The 13,036-nt window shown below is 62.3% G+C and carries 17 protein-coding genes; 15 read left to right on the top strand and 2 right to left on the bottom strand.

The genetic code is table 11. The features are described 5' to 3' along the window. Positions 1-26: 26 nt before the first annotated feature. The 12 genes from ACIGJB_RS15185 (at position 27) to ACIGJB_RS15130 (ending at position 7,867) form a co-directional block, all read left to right on the top strand. Entirely contained in the window at positions 27-650 is a 624-nt protein-coding gene (locus tag ACIGJB_RS15185; protein ID WP_211949890.1) for a YchE family NAAT transporter, read from the top strand. Continuing rightward, positions 647-1,300: an imidazole glycerol phosphate synthase subunit HisH gene (gene hisH / locus ACIGJB_RS15180; RefSeq protein ID WP_483730555.1), complete on the top strand. Its 654-nt coding sequence runs from the start codon at positions 647-649 to the stop codon at positions 1,298-1,300. The genes ACIGJB_RS15185 and hisH overlap by 4 nt, the downstream gene beginning before the upstream one ends. 115 nt (positions 1,301-1,415) lie before the next feature. Continuing rightward, on the top strand, positions 1,416-2,162 hold the full coding sequence (gene hisA / locus ACIGJB_RS15175; RefSeq protein WP_483730554.1) for a 1-(5-phosphoribosyl)-5-[(5-phosphoribosylamino)methylideneamino]imidazole-4-carboxamide isomerase: 747 nt from the start codon (positions 1,416-1,418) through the stop codon (positions 2,160-2,162). Positions 2,163-2,231: 69 nt separating this feature from the next. After that, positions 2,232-3,002: an imidazole glycerol phosphate synthase subunit HisF gene (gene hisF / locus ACIGJB_RS15170; protein ID WP_211949893.1), complete on the top strand. Its 771-nt coding sequence runs from the start codon at positions 2,232-2,234 to the stop codon at positions 3,000-3,002. Between the two features lie 2 nt (positions 3,003-3,004). Then, positions 3,005-3,412, top strand: a complete 408-nt coding sequence (gene hisI, locus ACIGJB_RS15165; RefSeq protein ID WP_211949894.1) for a phosphoribosyl-AMP cyclohydrolase — start codon at positions 3,005-3,007, stop codon at positions 3,410-3,412. Continuing rightward, positions 3,409-3,786, top strand: coding sequence for a phosphoribosyl-ATP diphosphatase (locus ACIGJB_RS15160; RefSeq protein ID WP_483730553.1), 378 nt, complete (start codon positions 3,409-3,411; stop codon positions 3,784-3,786). The genes hisI and ACIGJB_RS15160 overlap by 4 nt, the downstream gene beginning before the upstream one ends. 34 nt (positions 3,787-3,820) lie before the next feature. Next, positions 3,821-4,210 (top strand): DUF4870 family protein, encoded by a 390-nt coding sequence (locus tag ACIGJB_RS15155; protein ID WP_483730552.1) that lies wholly within the window; start codon positions 3,821-3,823, stop codon positions 4,208-4,210. 54 nt (positions 4,211-4,264) lie between these two features. Continuing rightward, positions 4,265-4,621 (top strand): histidine triad nucleotide-binding protein, encoded by a 357-nt coding sequence (locus ACIGJB_RS15150; protein WP_483709575.1) that lies wholly within the window; start codon positions 4,265-4,267, stop codon positions 4,619-4,621. Between the two features lie 145 nt (positions 4,622-4,766). Then, the gene (tatA, locus tag ACIGJB_RS15145; RefSeq protein ID WP_483709574.1) at positions 4,767-4,991 is read left to right on the top strand and encodes a Sec-independent protein translocase subunit TatA; all 225 of its coding nucleotides are present in this window, start codon (positions 4,767-4,769) and stop codon (positions 4,989-4,991) included. Positions 4,992-5,090: 99 nt separating this feature from the next. Beyond that, on the top strand, positions 5,091-5,597 hold the full coding sequence (gene tatB / locus ACIGJB_RS15140) for a Sec-independent protein translocase protein TatB (protein ID WP_483730551.1): 507 nt from the start codon (positions 5,091-5,093) through the stop codon (positions 5,595-5,597). A 107-nt stretch (positions 5,598-5,704) separates the two neighbouring features. After that, positions 5,705-6,493: a twin-arginine translocase subunit TatC gene (gene tatC / locus ACIGJB_RS15135; RefSeq protein WP_483730550.1), complete on the top strand. Its 789-nt coding sequence runs from the start codon at positions 5,705-5,707 to the stop codon at positions 6,491-6,493. A 228-nt stretch (positions 6,494-6,721) separates the two neighbouring features. Then, complete coding sequence (locus tag ACIGJB_RS15130; protein ID WP_483730549.1) at positions 6,722-7,867, top strand: porin; 1,146 nt, start codon at positions 6,722-6,724, stop codon at positions 7,865-7,867. 453 nt (positions 7,868-8,320) lie between these two features. Here ACIGJB_RS15130 and ACIGJB_RS15125 read toward each other — a convergent pair whose 3' ends face one another. Beyond that, the gene (locus ACIGJB_RS15125; protein WP_483730548.1) at positions 8,321-9,514 is read right to left on the bottom strand and encodes a Do family serine endopeptidase; all 1,194 of its coding nucleotides are present in this window, start codon (positions 9,512-9,514) and stop codon (positions 8,321-8,323) included. Between the two features lie 19 nt (positions 9,515-9,533). Here ACIGJB_RS15125 and ACIGJB_RS15120 point away from each other — a divergent pair, with 19 nt between their 5' ends. Then, a complete protein-coding gene (locus ACIGJB_RS15120) occupies positions 9,534-10,280 on the top strand; it encodes a Nif3-like dinuclear metal center hexameric protein (protein WP_483730547.1) in 747 nt (248 codons plus the stop codon). A gap of 64 nt (positions 10,281-10,344) precedes the next feature. Here ACIGJB_RS15120 and mscL read toward each other — a convergent pair whose 3' ends face one another. After that, complete coding sequence (mscL, locus tag ACIGJB_RS15115) at positions 10,345-10,782, bottom strand: large conductance mechanosensitive channel protein MscL (RefSeq protein WP_483730546.1); 438 nt, start codon at positions 10,780-10,782, stop codon at positions 10,345-10,347. 215 nt (positions 10,783-10,997) lie between these two features. Here mscL and petA point away from each other — a divergent pair, with 215 nt between their 5' ends. Both petA and ACIGJB_RS15105 read left to right on the top strand, forming a co-directional pair. Next, positions 10,998-11,615, top strand: a complete 618-nt coding sequence (gene petA / locus ACIGJB_RS15110; RefSeq protein WP_483709566.1) for a ubiquinol-cytochrome c reductase iron-sulfur subunit — start codon at positions 10,998-11,000, stop codon at positions 11,613-11,615. Positions 11,616-11,617: 2 nt separating this feature from the next. After that, the gene (locus ACIGJB_RS15105) at positions 11,618-13,021 is read left to right on the top strand and encodes a cytochrome b (RefSeq protein ID WP_483709565.1); all 1,404 of its coding nucleotides are present in this window, start codon (positions 11,618-11,620) and stop codon (positions 13,019-13,021) included. Positions 13,022-13,036: the final 15 nt, after the last annotated feature.

Genomic DNA, 13,036 nt, shown 5'->3' with positions numbered 1-13,036 from the left:
CCGGGGCACCGGCTAATCCGCAACCGATGGATACGCTCAAGTCGTTCATCTCGCTGCTGGCGCTGATCAACCCGATCGGCGCCATTCCGTTCTTTATCAGCCTGACCGGGCAGCAGTCGGAAGCGGAGAAACTGCGTACCATCAAGATCGCATCGGTCTCGGTGGCCATCGTGGTGGCGGTATCGGCGCTGCTGGGCCAGCAGATCATCGAGTTCTTCAATATTTCGGTGGCGTCGCTGCAGGTCGGCGGCGGGCTCATCATGATCATGATGGCCATGAACATGCTCAACGCCCAGACCAGCCGGACCAAGGCCACGCCGGAAGAAGAGGATGAAGCCGAGGCCAGGTCCAGTATCGCGGTGGTGCCGCTGGCGCTGCCGCTGCTGACCGGGCCCGGCTCGATCAGCACGGTGATCGTCTATGCCGGCAAGACGCAGCACTGGTACCAGCTGCTGATCCTGGTCGGTATTGGCGTGGTGCTGGGGGCGGTGGTGTATGCGGTGTTTCGCGCGGCGGATCCGATCGCCCGTGTGGTTGGGCGTACCGGCATCAATATCGGCACGCGGCTGATGGGGCTGATCCTGTCGGCGCTGGCCGTCGAATTCATTGTGGACGGGCTGAAGACATTATTGCCTGTTTTGAAATCATGACTACCATAGCAATTGTGGATTACGGCATGGGCAACCTGCGCTCGGTGGCGCAGGCCCTGCGTGCCGCGGCGCCTGAGGCGGATGTGCGCGTCGTGGATGTCCCGGAAGGCATCCGCAGCGCGGACCGCGTGGTGTTGCCGGGGCAGGGTGCCATGCCGGACTGCATGTCGGCGCTGGGCGCTTCGGGGCTGCAGGAGGCGGTGCTCGAGGCGGCGGCCAGCAAGCCGATGTTCGGTGTGTGCGTTGGCGAACAGATGCTGTTCGAACACAGCCGCGAAGCCAGGGCCGGCACCGACAAGACGCCTTGCCTGGGGCTGATGCCCGGTGAAGTCATCCGCTTCGAGCTGGAAGGGATGACCCAGCCGGACGGCTCCCGCTTCAAGGTGCCGCAGATGGGCTGGAACCGCGTCAGGCAGTGCAGGGCCCATCCGCTGTGGGATGGCATTCCGGACGAAAGCTGGTTTTACTTCGTGCATAGCTACTTCGTGCGCGCGCAGGACCCGGCCCATATTGCCGGCGAAACGGAGTATGGGAGTGTGTTTACCAGCGCGGTAGCACGCGATAATATTTTTGCCACGCAGTTCCACCCCGAAAAAAGCGCAGCCATGGGGTTGCAGCTTTACCGGAACTTCGTGCATTGGAATCCCTGAAGATCCGATCCGAGCCAGTCAACGCCATGCAGGAATGCTTGCCTATTGATCCGGACCTGCCGGCCGTTGGCCGCACTGGCTCTATCTCACTCACTTAACCACGCTCGTCACGATTATGTTGCTCATTCCGGCCATCGACCTGAAGGACGGTCAGTGTGTACGCCTCAAACAAGGCGACATGGACCAGGCCACCGTCTTTTCCGAAGATCCCGCCGCCATGGCACGTCACTGGGTCGATCAGGGTGCGCGCCGCCTGCACCTGGTCGATCTCAACGGCGCATTTGTCGGCAAGCCCCGCAACGAAGCCGCCATCAAGGCCATCATCGCCGAGGTTGGCGACGAGATCCCGGTGCAGCTCGGCGGCGGCATCCGCGACCTCAATACCATCGAGCGCTGGCTGGATGGCGGCCTGTCGTACGTCATCATCGGTACCGCCGCCGTGAAAAACCCTGGCTTCCTGAAGGATGCGTGCTCGGCCTTCGGCGGCCACATCATCGTTGGCCTGGACGCCAAGGACGGCAAGGTCGCGACCGACGGCTGGAGCAAGCTGACCGGCCACGAAGTGGCTGACCTGGCGCGCAAGTACGAAGACTATGGCGTGGAAGCCATTATCTATACCGACATCGGCCGCGACGGCATGCTGCAGGGGATCAATATCGACGCCACCGTGAAGCTGGCGCAATCGATGTCGATCCCGGTGATCGCCAGCGGCGGGCTGTCCAACCTGGCCGACATCGACAACCTGTGCGCCGTGGAGAACGACGGCGTGGAAGGCGTCATCTGCGGCCGTGCCATCTACTCTGGCGATCTCAACTTTGTCGACGCGCAGGCGCGCGCGGACAAGCTGAGCGCCGGGGAATAAGCCAAACGCGCCCTTGCCGGGCGCCGCCGCTGCGGGCCGCCACCGGGCCCGCGGCGGACAAGGAATCTCATGCTAGCCAAACGTATCATCCCCTGCCTCGATGTGACGAACGGGCGGGTGGTCAAGGGCGTCAATTTCGTCGAGCTGCGCGATGCGGGCGATCCCGTGGAAATCGCGCGCCGCTATGACGAACAGGGCGCCGATGAAATCACTTTTCTCGACATCACCGCGACCAGCGACGGACGCGACCTGATCCTCCACATCATCGAAGCGGTGGCTTCGCAGGTCTTTATTCCGCTGACCGTGGGCGGCGGCGTGCGCGCCGTGGAAGACGTGCGGCGCCTGCTCAATGCCGGCGCGGACAAGATCAGCGTCAATTCGTCGGCCATCGCCAATCCGCAACTGGTGTCGGACGCAACCGGCAAGTATGGTTCGCAGTGCATCGTGGTGGCCATCGACGCCAAGCGCAGTTCGGCGCCAGGCGAGCCGCCGCGCTGGGAAGTCTTCACGCATGGCGGGCGCAAAGCCACGGGACTGGACGCCGTGGCGTGGGCGAAGGAAATGGCCGCGCGCGGCGCCGGTGAAATCCTGCTGACCAGCATGGACCGCGACGGTACCAAGAGCGGCTTCGACCTGGAACTGACGCGCGCCGTCAGCGACGCGGTGCCGGTGCCGGTGATCGCCTCGGGCGGCGTGGGTGGCCTGCAGGACCTTGCCGACGGCATCCGTCTGGGCCACGCCGACGCAGTCCTGGCCGCCAGCATCTTCCATTACGGCCAGCATACGGTTGGCGAGGCAAAAGCATTCATGGCCCGCGAGGGCATTCCCGTGCGGATCTGATCATGGCAAAGAAGTGGCTCAACAAGGTCAAGTGGGACGATAACGGCCTGGTGCCGGTGATCGTCCAGGAAGTCGGCAGCAACGACGTGCTGATGTTCGCGTTCATGAACCGCGATGCGCTGCAGAAGACCGCGGAACTCGGCGAGGCCGTGTTCTGGTCGCGTTCGCGCAAGCGCCTGTGGCACAAGGGCGAGGAATCCGGCCACGTGCAGAAGGTGCACGAGATGCGCCTGGACTGCGATGAAGACGTGGTCCTGCTCAAGGTCACGCAGGTCGACAGCATTGCGTGCCACACCGGCCGGCATTCCTGCTTCTTCCAGAAGTTCGAGGGCGATGCCGAAACCGGCGACTGGCAGACCGTCGAGCCGGTGCTCAAGGATCCTTCGCAAATCTACAACGCCAAGCCATGACCGAATCCCACTCCGCCGGCGCCGACGTGCTGGCGCGCCTGGCCGCGGTGCTGGAATCGCGCAAGCCTGAAAACGGCGGCGACCCCGAGAAATCGTACGTTGCGCGCCTGTTCCGCAAGGGCGACGATGCCATCCTCAAGAAGATCGGCGAGGAAGCCACCGAGACCGTGATGGCTGCCAAGGACGCGCGCGCGGCCGGAAAGACCGGCGCGGACGCGGACAAGGTGGTCTACGAGGTGGCGGACCTGTGGTTCCATACCATGGTGCTGCTGGCCAACTTCGGCCTGAAGCCGGCGGACGTTGTCAACGAACTCGCGCGCCGCGAAGGGTTGTCCGGCCTCGAGGAAAAGGCCAGCCGCCCGGAGCAGGGCTGACGGGCAGGGCAACGGCGGAATCGAAAGGGCGAGCATGGCGAACGATTACACCGGGCAGGTCACGACCAGCGATAGCGAACGGCTCGCCAGCCTGCGCAAGCTGATGCACATCCTCTATGCGCTCTATGCCATCTTCTGGCTGACGGGCGGCGTGACGGCGCTGATCGCCATCATCGTCGACTACGTCAAGCGCGACGATGCGCGCGGCACATTGTATGCGTCGCACTTCGCGTGGCAGATCCGCTCGTTCTGGTGGTCGGTGGCGTGGGCGGTGCTCGGCGGCGTGTTTTTCGTCAGCGTGGTGCTGATTCCGCTGGCCTTCGCGGTGTGGGCGATTCTGTCCCTCTGGATGCTGTATCGTATCGTGAAAGGTTGGCTCTATCTCCATGACAGCAAGCCGATGTACGCGGAACAGGGCTTCTAGTGATCAAGTATGTCGCGATGACCGGTGTGCGCTCGACATCGCAACAAAAATTTCATGAATTCCCAGGATAATTGCATCTTCTGCAAGATTGTGGCCGGCCAGATCCCGTCGCGTAAGGTCTACGAGGACGACGACATGATGGCCTTCCACGATATCCACCCCAAGGCCCCGGTACACTTCCTGCTGATCCCCAAGTCACATGTCGACTCGCTGGCGGAGTGTGGTCCGGCCGAAGGGGAGGTGCTTGCTAGAATGATGCTGAAGGTGCCCGAACTGGCGCGCGCGGCGGGCTGTGGCAATGGCTTCCGGACGGTAATCAATACCGGCCCGGATGGCGGCCAGGAGGTCTACCACCTGCACTTGCATGTGCTTGGTGGTCCGCGCAACGAATGGAAGGTGCCGCTGCCCTGACCGGGCAGACGAAGCATAAGGAGCCGGACCGCGTGCGCGGACCGGACGCTGCGCCGGCAACCGTCGCCCGGCGCAGCCAGATTTGGACGGAACAACGGGTCCGGGCGGCAACAGGTATCGCCCGCGGCTTCATCAGGAGCAAGAAATGGGTTCGTTTAGCATTTGGCATTGGCTGATCGTTCTGGTGATCGTCATGCTCGTTTTCGGTACCAAGAAGCTGCGCAATATCGGCCAGGATCTGGGCGGCGCGGTCAAGGGCTTCAAGGACGGCATGAAGGAAGGTGGTGACGACAAGCCTGCAGAGGCCAAGGAATTGCGTGATTCCACCACCATCGATGTGGAAGCCAAGGAAAAGAGCCGCCAGCAATAAGCCTGGCATTGCCGCTGTTTCCCTTTTCGCCCTGTCTCCGCACCGAGTGGTTGCACGACCGATGATTCTCGCCCTGGCAGTAATCCGCCTGACGCCCGCATGATCGACCTTGGCATTTCGAAGCTGGCGCTGATCGGCGCCGTGGCGCTGATCGTGATCGGCCCCGAGCGCCTGCCCCGCGTGGCGCGGACGGTGGGTGCGCTGGTCGGGCGTGCGCAGCGCTATATCAATGACGTCAAGGCTGAAGTCAGCCGCGAGGTGGAGCTCGAGGAACTGCGCAAGATGCGTACGGAATTCGAAGACGCCGCGCGCGATGTCGAGCGCACCATCCACAAGGAAGTCAGCGAGCAGACGCAGGCGCTGAACGAAGCGCTGGGCGGTGCGGAGGGCTCTGCCGCGCCTGGCAGCGATGCCTCGAGCTTCTCGCCCAGCTGGGACTCGGCGCACAAGTCGCACAACGGGCGCAAGAGCTGGCGGGTCAAGCAGGGCGCGCGTCCGCTCTGGTTCAAGCGCCAGAACAATGTCCGCGTCTGGGTCCAGTCCGGCGCCGCGCGCGTCAAGCGACACCGCCCGGCCGCCGGCCGGGCCCGATCCTTCTTCGAATGAGCATGGCCGGGCAGCAGCACGCTTGCCGCCCGCCATCGCGATGCCTGCCGCGCAAGCGGTCTCACCGAAATACAAATGCCAGCCGCCACGGCTGAGCGGTCCACGCCATGAGCGACAACCGGTCGAACGATCCCCAAGACGAATCGCAGCAGGAAACCTTCATTTCCCATCTGGTCGAGCTGCGCGAACGCCTGGTCAAGGCGGTGGCCGGCGTCCTCCTGGTCTTCGTGGGGCTGGTGTACTGGGCACCCGTTATCTTCAACCTGTTCGCGCGCCCGCTGATGGATGCGCTGCCCAAGGGCGGCAGGATGATCGTGACAGATGTGACCGGCTCCTTTTTCGTGCCGATGAAAGTCACGCTGCTGGTCGCTTTCCTGATTGCGCTGCCGTGGGTGCTGTACCAAGTCTGGCAATTTGTCGCGCCGGGCCTGTACCAGCATGAGAAGCGGCTGATTGTTCCGCTCGTGAGCAGCAGCTACGTGCTGTTCCTGTGCGGCGTGGCGTTCGCGTACTTCCTGGTCTTTCCGACCGTCTTCCATTTCATGGCGCACTACAACGCGCCGCTCGGCGCGGACATGTCGACGGACATCGACAAGTACCTGAGCTTTGCCATGACTACGTTCCTTGCCTTCGGCATCACTTTCGAGGTGCCGGTGGTGGTGATCGTCCTGGTTCGGTTTGGCGTGGTGGAGCTGGATAAGCTCAAGCAGATCCGTCCCTATGTAATCGTGGGTGCATTCATCATTGCTGCCGTGGTCACGCCTCCGGACGTCCTGTCCCAGCTCCTCCTTGCCGTGCCATTGATCGCCTTGTATGAGCTTGGGTTGCTGATGGCGCGCTTTGTGGGTCGCCCTGACGCCCGCACCGATGCCGCCGCCGAGACGCAGGCTGATTGATTCAATGGGACAAGGAAGCGGCGGTTTTGCACCAATTTGGTGAAATTCTGCCTTGTTTCTGTTGTTCAGTCACAACAAAAAGCGGAGGTATACGCGGTTTACGCCGAAAAAGCCTTCTGACGGCCGGGGACGCTGGCCCATAATACGCAGCAGACGTGAAAGTAAATGCGTCGCCCAAACACTTGGGCAACCAAGATTTCCCAATCAGTTGACAAGGAAAGTGTCGATATGAAGATGAAACTGTTTGCTGCTGCCGTCGCCGCTCTGGCCGCTGGCGGCGCATATGCCCAATCGAGCGTAACCCTGTACGGTGTGGTTGATGCTGGTATCGAATACCAGAACAATCAGCCTGCCAACGTGGCTCAAGGCGTTGGCTCCGGCCACAGCGTGACCCGCATGATCTCGGGTGGCCAATCGGGCAGCCGTTGGGGCCTGCGTGGCGTGGAAGACCTGGGCGGTGGCCTGAAGGGTCTGTTCGTGCTGGAAAGCGGTTTCACCGTTGACGACGGCAAGATGGGCAACGACGGTCGCCTGTTCGGTCGTCAAGCCTACGTCGGTGTTGGCAGCCAGTTCGGTCAGCTGACCCTGGGTCGTCACCAGACCCCGATGTATGACTTCGGTCTGCAGTTCGACCCGATGGCCATTGCATCGAACTACTCGATCACCGCGCAAGACGGCGCCTTCGCTGGCCGCGCTGACAACTCGATCAAGTACATCGGTACGTTCGGTGGCCTGACCGCCAACGCTCTGTACAGCTTCGGCTCGAACACGGGCGGCGCCGCTGGTGCATTCCAGGGCAATGCTGGTGAAGTTCCGGGTACCTGGAAGATTGGCCGCGAGTACAGCCTGGCGCTGACCTACGCTGGTGGCCCGTTCGCTGTGGGTGCCGTGTACGACGAAACCAACCTGGGCTTCACCGCTCAGCCTGACGCGACGGTTCGCCGTGCATCGCTGGCTGGTTCGTACGCCTTCGGCCCGGCCAAGGTGTTTGCCGGCTATCGTTGGGCCAAGGGCGTTGACACCGGTGTTCTGCCGTTCCTGGGCAACACCAGCCTGCAAGCCATCACCGGCGCAAAGGCTTCGTCGAACCTGTACTGGCTGGGTGCTGGCTACCAGATCACCCCGGCGTTCTCGCTGAGCGGTTCGGCTTACTACCAAGACTTCCGCGGCGCCAAGGCTGATCCGTGGCTGTTCGTTGCTACGGCTGACTACGCTCTGTCGAAGCGCACCGACGCTTACCTGAGCCTGGCCTACGCCTACAACCGCGACAACTCGAACCTGGGTGTTAGCGGCTTCGGCAAGACCAACGTTGACTCGACCGGCAAGGGCGACAGCCAGTTCGGCGCTACCGTTGGTATCCGCCACAAGTTCTAATCTGATGCGGGCCTGAGCCCGCTGTAGATTGGCTTGAAAAACGCCGGCACTCGAAAGAGCGCCGGCGTTTTATTTTGTCGGTTGTACGTCGAGCTGGATGCCAGGGGCGATGCTACGGCAAGCGCGCTGAGCGAAGTCCTGTGTGCAAAGTCGATTGACGACTTGATGATGGCTCGGGGTCGCAGGAAGCGGGAGGCGAAAGCCTGCGCCTCGCGTCGGCACCGCCTGACGAGCAACATGAGACGATGTGCTCTCGGTCATCGCTACCCCTCCGGCTGGGCCTGTCTCCCGGTGGCGTGCGACGGCTCGCGATTCTGTCGGCATCATGCCGCGCAATCTGCGGTTTATGTGATCGGGCTAGAGCACCTGCCGGTGACATGACAACAAAAAAACCCCGCCATCTGCAGCGGGGTTTTTGTTTTGCGTACTTGGACGAGGGATCAGACGAGCGCGCTATTCCTCGTCGTCGAACGGCACGGCACGCCGTGGAGGCGGGGGCCGCTTGCCAATGGTCACGGTCAGCTCGGCCGGCTTGCCGCGGCGGATCACTTTCATCTTGCTGTCCACGCCCGGCTTGAGCTGGGCGATCGCGTTCAGCAACGCGGTGGTGTCGGTGATGGGCTGACCATCCACGGAAGCCAATACATCGCCCGGCTTCACACCGGCCTTGTCGGCCGGGCCGCCTTGCACCACGGCGGCGATCAACGCGCCTTCCTTGGCCTCGAGCCCGAACGATTCAGCGATTTCAGGCGTCATGTCCTGTGGTTCCACGCCAATCCAGCCGCGTGTCACGCTGCCGGTCGAGATGATCGATTCCATCACCTGCTTGGCCGTCGAGACCGGGATGGCGAAGCCGATGCCGAGCGACCCGCCCGAGCGTGAATAGATGGCTGTGTTGATGCCCAGCAGGTTGCCCTGCGCATCCACCAGCGCACCGCCGGAATTGCCCGGGTTGATCGCCGCATCCGTCTGGATGAAGTTCTCGAACGTGTTGATCCCGAGATGGCTGCGGCCCAGCGCGGAGACGATGCCCATGGTCACCGTCTGGCCGACACCGAACGGATTGCCGATGGCCAGCACCACATCGCCGACCTTCACGTTCTCCAGGCGGCCGAGCGTGATGGCAGGCAAGTCCTTCAGCGAGATCTTGAGGACGGCCAGATCGGTTTCAGGATCCGAGCCCACGACCTTGGCGTTCGCCTTGCGGCCGTCGGTCAGCGCCACCTCGATTTCATCGGCGCCATCGACCACGTGGTGGTTGGTTAGAATGTAACCCTCGGCACTGACAATGACGCCCGATCCCAGGCTGGACACCGGCTCCTGGCGTTCCGGCAGGCGGTCGCCGAAGAAGAAGCGGAACCACGGATCCTCGGCCTGCGGGTGGGGCGAGCGCCGGGTGCCGTTCTTGCTGGTAAAAATATTCACGACGGCGGGCATCGCCACCCGGGCAGCTTCACTATAAGACCCTTCCGCGGCGGCGCCGGCCACGTTGGGCACGACCTCCTTCAGCGCCACGATGGGCGACCCCGACTGCACCGCGACGCGCCCCCTCTGAAGCCACTCGGGCTTGAGCGTGGCGACGACGAACCAGACTGCCAGCACGACGGTGACAGCCTGGGCAAAGAACAGCCAAAAGCGCCGCAACATATTGGAGTTTGATCAAAAAATGAAGACGAAAGAGCTGGAATTGTACTTGAACGACCTGTTGGCGGTTTCCCGCTACAAGGACTATTGTCCTAACGGCCTGCAAGTGCAAGGCAACGCCGAAGTCACACACATCGTGACGGGCGTGACGGCCAGCCTGGCGCTGGTCGAAGCGGCCATCGAGGTCGGTGCGCAGGCCATCCTCGTGCATCATGGGTACTTCTGGAAAAACGAGGATGCGCGCGTGGTCGGCCAGAAGCATGCTCGCCTCAAGCGGCTGCTGGGCTCGGACGTCAACCTGTTCGCGTATCACCTGCCGCTCGACAACCACCCGGAGTTCGGCAACAACGCCCAGCTCGCGCAGCAACTCGGCTTCACCCCGACGGGGCGCTTCAGCGGCGATGAACTCGGCTGGACCGGCACGCTGCCTTCGCCGATGCCGCTGCAGGCGCTCGCTGCCCATGTCGGTGGCGTGCTCGGCCGCGAGCCACTGGCCATTGGCGACCCCGACCAGATGATCCGCACGGTGGGGTGGTGCACCGGCGGTGCGCAAGGCTATTTCGATGCAGCCGTTGCAGCGGGCGTCGATGCCTACCTGAGCGGCGAAGTCTCCGAGCAGACCACGCATCTCGCGCGCGAAAGCGGTGTGGCATATCTCGCAGCCGGGCATCACGCCACCGAGCGCTACGGCATTCGCTCGCTCGGCGAGCATGTGGCACAGCGCTTCGGCCTGCATCACACCTTCATCGATATTCCCAATCCTGTTTGACTCGTATCAATAAAAACGGCCCCCACGGGGGCCGTTGTCTTGTCAGAATCCTGCTCTTGCCCAATCAGGGCTGGCGGGTCTGCAAGCTGTCGCGGATTTGGCGCAGCAGGACAATATCTTCAGGCGTCGGCGGCGGTTCTGCCGGAGCTGCCGGCTCTTGCGCACGCATCTTATTGAATGCCCGCACCATCAGGAAAATGATGAAGGCCAGAATCACAAAGTTGACCAAGATGGTCAGGAAATTACCGTAAGCAAACACTGGCACGCCGGCTTTTTTCAATGCGTCAAGCGTCATTGGCGTACCCGGCGGCGGCTCCGCCAGCGTGACGAACATATTGGAAAAATCCAGCTTGCCAACGATACGCCCGATCACGGGCATGATCAGGTCATTGACCACCGAATCGACGATTTTCCCGAATGCCGCGCCAATGATCACGCCGACCGCAAGGTCGATCACGTTGCCGCGCATTGCGAAGGTCTTGAACTCCGACATCATGCTCATGGGGCTTTCTCCTTCTTGTTGCAAAGCAATGAACGCCTTCAAGCCCAGAAGCCTGCCGCATCGATGGGCGGAAAGCAAGCTTGCAAGCGGCTATCAGTGCGTTCGACCGATAATCGTACATTCCCATTGGGTTTTTCGCCTATCTTGCGCGGAGGTGCCTCATGTACAATTTATGGTTGACGCAAAATCTAAATTGACTTCCCCTGGGGTTTGGAATGAGTGACCAGCAAGACGTGAAGAGCGTGGATAAAGGTCGCCGCAATTGGTTGATCGCGACATCCGTCGCTGGCGGCGTCGGAGGCGTAGCAGTAGCGGTTCCTTTCGTCAGTACCTTTGCACCATCCGAGAAGGCCAAGGCGGCCGGCGCGCCAGTGGAAGCCGATATCGGCGCCCTCAAGCCCGGCGAGATGATGACGGTCGAATGGCGCGGCAAGCCGGTCTGGATCCTGCGCCGCACCGACGAGATGCTGGCCTCGCTCAAAAAGACCGACGGCGAAGTCGCTGATCCCAATTCCGACGTTCCGTTCACCATGAAGACGCCGGAATACTGCAAGAACGAAACCCGTTCCCGCGCGGAACACAAGGACCTCCTGGTCGTCGTGGGCATCTGCTCCCACCTGGGTTGCTCCCCTTCGGGTCCTTTCCCTGCCGGCTCCAATCCTCAGCTCGGCACCGATCCCGGTTTTCTCTGCCCCTGCCACGGCTCGACCTTCGACCTGGCCGGCCGCGTCTTCAAGAACAAACCGGCTCCACAGAATCTCGATGTTCCCCCATACCAGTTCCTGACCGACACCAAGCTCGTGATCGGCAAGGATGAAAAAGGAGAAGCTTGATCATGGCGGCCGATAAGCAAGTCAAGACGACCGGTCTGCTGGGCTGGGTCGACGCCCGCTTCCCCGCCACGCAACTGTGGGAAGACCATCTCTCCAAGTACTACGCGCCGAAGAACTTCAACTTCTGGTATTTCTTCGGTTCGCTGGCGCTGCTGGTGCTGGTAATCCAGATCGTCACCGGCATCTTCCTGGTGATGAACTACAAGCCGGACGGCACGCTCAACGCCGCCGGCATTCCCGTGGCGTTCGCCAGCGTGGAATACATCATGCGCGAAGTCCCATGGGGCTGGCTGATTCGCTACATGCACTCGACCGGCGCCTCGGCGTTCTTCGTGGTCGTGTACCTGCACATGTTCCGCGGCCTGCTGTACGGCTCGTACCGCAAGCCGCGCGAGCTGGTCTGGATCTTCGGCTGCCTGATCTTCCTGTGCCTGATGGCCGAAGCCTTCATGGGCTACCTGCTGCCATGGGGCCAGATGTCGTACTGGGGCGCGCAGGTGATCGTGAACCTGTTCTCGGCCATCCCGGTGATCGGCCAGGACCTGTCGCTGTTCATCCGCGGCGACTACGTGGTGAGCGATGCCACGCTGAACCGCTTCTTCTCGTTCCACGTCATTGCGGTGCCGCTGGTGCTGCTGGGGCTGGTGGTCGCGCACATCATCGCGCTGCACGAAGTGGGTTCCAACAACCCGGACGGCGTCGAGATCAAGGCCAAGAAGGACGCAAACGGCGTGCCGCTCGATGGCATCCCGTTCCACCCGTACTACTCGGTGCACGACCTGCTGGGCGTGGGCGGTTTCCTGATGATCTTCTCGGCGGTGATCTTCTTCTTCCCGGAAGTCGGCGGTTATTTCCTGGAATCCAACAACTTCTTCCCAGCTGATCCGCTGAAGACGCCGCCGCACATCGCGCCGGTGTGGTACTTCACGCCGTTCTACTCTATGCTGCGCGCCACCACGTCGAACTTCCTGCCGATCCTGTGGGTGTTCTTCGCGCTGGTGCTGGGCATGCTGTTCGTGCGCAGCAAGGACGCCCGCATCAAGGCGGCGTCCGTCGCCATCGCCGTGATCCTGGCGGTCGGCTTCTACTTCATCGACGCCAAGTTCTGGGGCGTGCTGGTGATGGGCGGCTCGGTGGTGATCCTGTTCTTCCTGCCGTGGCTCGACTGCTCGCCGGTGAAGTCCATCCGCTATCGTCCCGCCTTCCACAAGACCATCCTGACCGTCTTCGTGGTGGTGTTCATCGTCCTCGGCTACCTCGGCGTGCAACCGCCGTCGCCGGTTGGCGAGAAGGTGTCGCAGCTGGGCACGCTGCTGTATTTCGCCTTCTTCCTGACCATGCCGCTGTGGAGCCGCGCTGGCCAGTTCAAGCCGGTCCCGGAGCGCGTCACGTTCCATCCGCACTGAACGACGCGCGAACCG

This window comes from Cupriavidus sp. C2SS-8b, from assembly GCF_057073745.1.
Note: the sequence above shows the minus strand (reverse complement) of the source record. Positions and strands in the feature narration are given on the sequence as shown.

Bases quoted from the DNA above. Each gene is read 5' to 3' on its own strand.
- ACIGJB_RS15185 (WP_211949890.1), top strand. From the start codon at position 27: ATGGATACGCTCAAGTCGTTCATCTCGCTGCTGGCGCTGATCAACCCG.
- hisH (WP_483730555.1), top strand. From the start codon at position 647: ATGACTACCATAGCAATTGTGGATTACGGCATGGGCAACCTGCGCTCG.
- hisA (WP_483730554.1), top strand. From the start codon at position 1,416: ATGTTGCTCATTCCGGCCATCGACCTGAAGGACGGTCAGTGTGTACGC.
- hisF (WP_211949893.1), top strand. From the start codon at position 2,232: ATGCTAGCCAAACGTATCATCCCCTGCCTCGATGTGACGAACGGGCGG.
- hisI (WP_211949894.1), top strand. From the start codon at position 3,005: ATGGCAAAGAAGTGGCTCAACAAGGTCAAGTGGGACGATAACGGCCTG.
- ACIGJB_RS15160 (WP_483730553.1), top strand. From the start codon at position 3,409: ATGACCGAATCCCACTCCGCCGGCGCCGACGTGCTGGCGCGCCTGGCC.
- ACIGJB_RS15155 (WP_483730552.1), top strand. From the start codon at position 3,821: ATGGCGAACGATTACACCGGGCAGGTCACGACCAGCGATAGCGAACGG.
- ACIGJB_RS15150 (WP_483709575.1), top strand. From the start codon at position 4,265: ATGAATTCCCAGGATAATTGCATCTTCTGCAAGATTGTGGCCGGCCAG.
- tatA (WP_483709574.1), top strand. From the start codon at position 4,767: ATGGGTTCGTTTAGCATTTGGCATTGGCTGATCGTTCTGGTGATCGTC.
- tatB (WP_483730551.1), top strand. From the start codon at position 5,091: ATGATCGACCTTGGCATTTCGAAGCTGGCGCTGATCGGCGCCGTGGCG.
- tatC (WP_483730550.1), top strand. From the start codon at position 5,705: ATGAGCGACAACCGGTCGAACGATCCCCAAGACGAATCGCAGCAGGAA.
- ACIGJB_RS15130 (WP_483730549.1), top strand. From the start codon at position 6,722: ATGAAGATGAAACTGTTTGCTGCTGCCGTCGCCGCTCTGGCCGCTGGC.
- ACIGJB_RS15125 (WP_483730548.1), bottom strand. From the start codon at position 9,514: ATGTTGCGGCGCTTTTGGCTGTTCTTTGCCCAGGCTGTCACCGTCGTG.
- ACIGJB_RS15120 (WP_483730547.1), top strand. From the start codon at position 9,534: ATGAAGACGAAAGAGCTGGAATTGTACTTGAACGACCTGTTGGCGGTT.
- mscL (WP_483730546.1), bottom strand. From the start codon at position 10,782: ATGAGCATGATGTCGGAGTTCAAGACCTTCGCAATGCGCGGCAACGTG.
- petA (WP_483709566.1), top strand. From the start codon at position 10,998: ATGAGTGACCAGCAAGACGTGAAGAGCGTGGATAAAGGTCGCCGCAAT.
- ACIGJB_RS15105 (WP_483709565.1), top strand. From the start codon at position 11,618: ATGGCGGCCGATAAGCAAGTCAAGACGACCGGTCTGCTGGGCTGGGTC.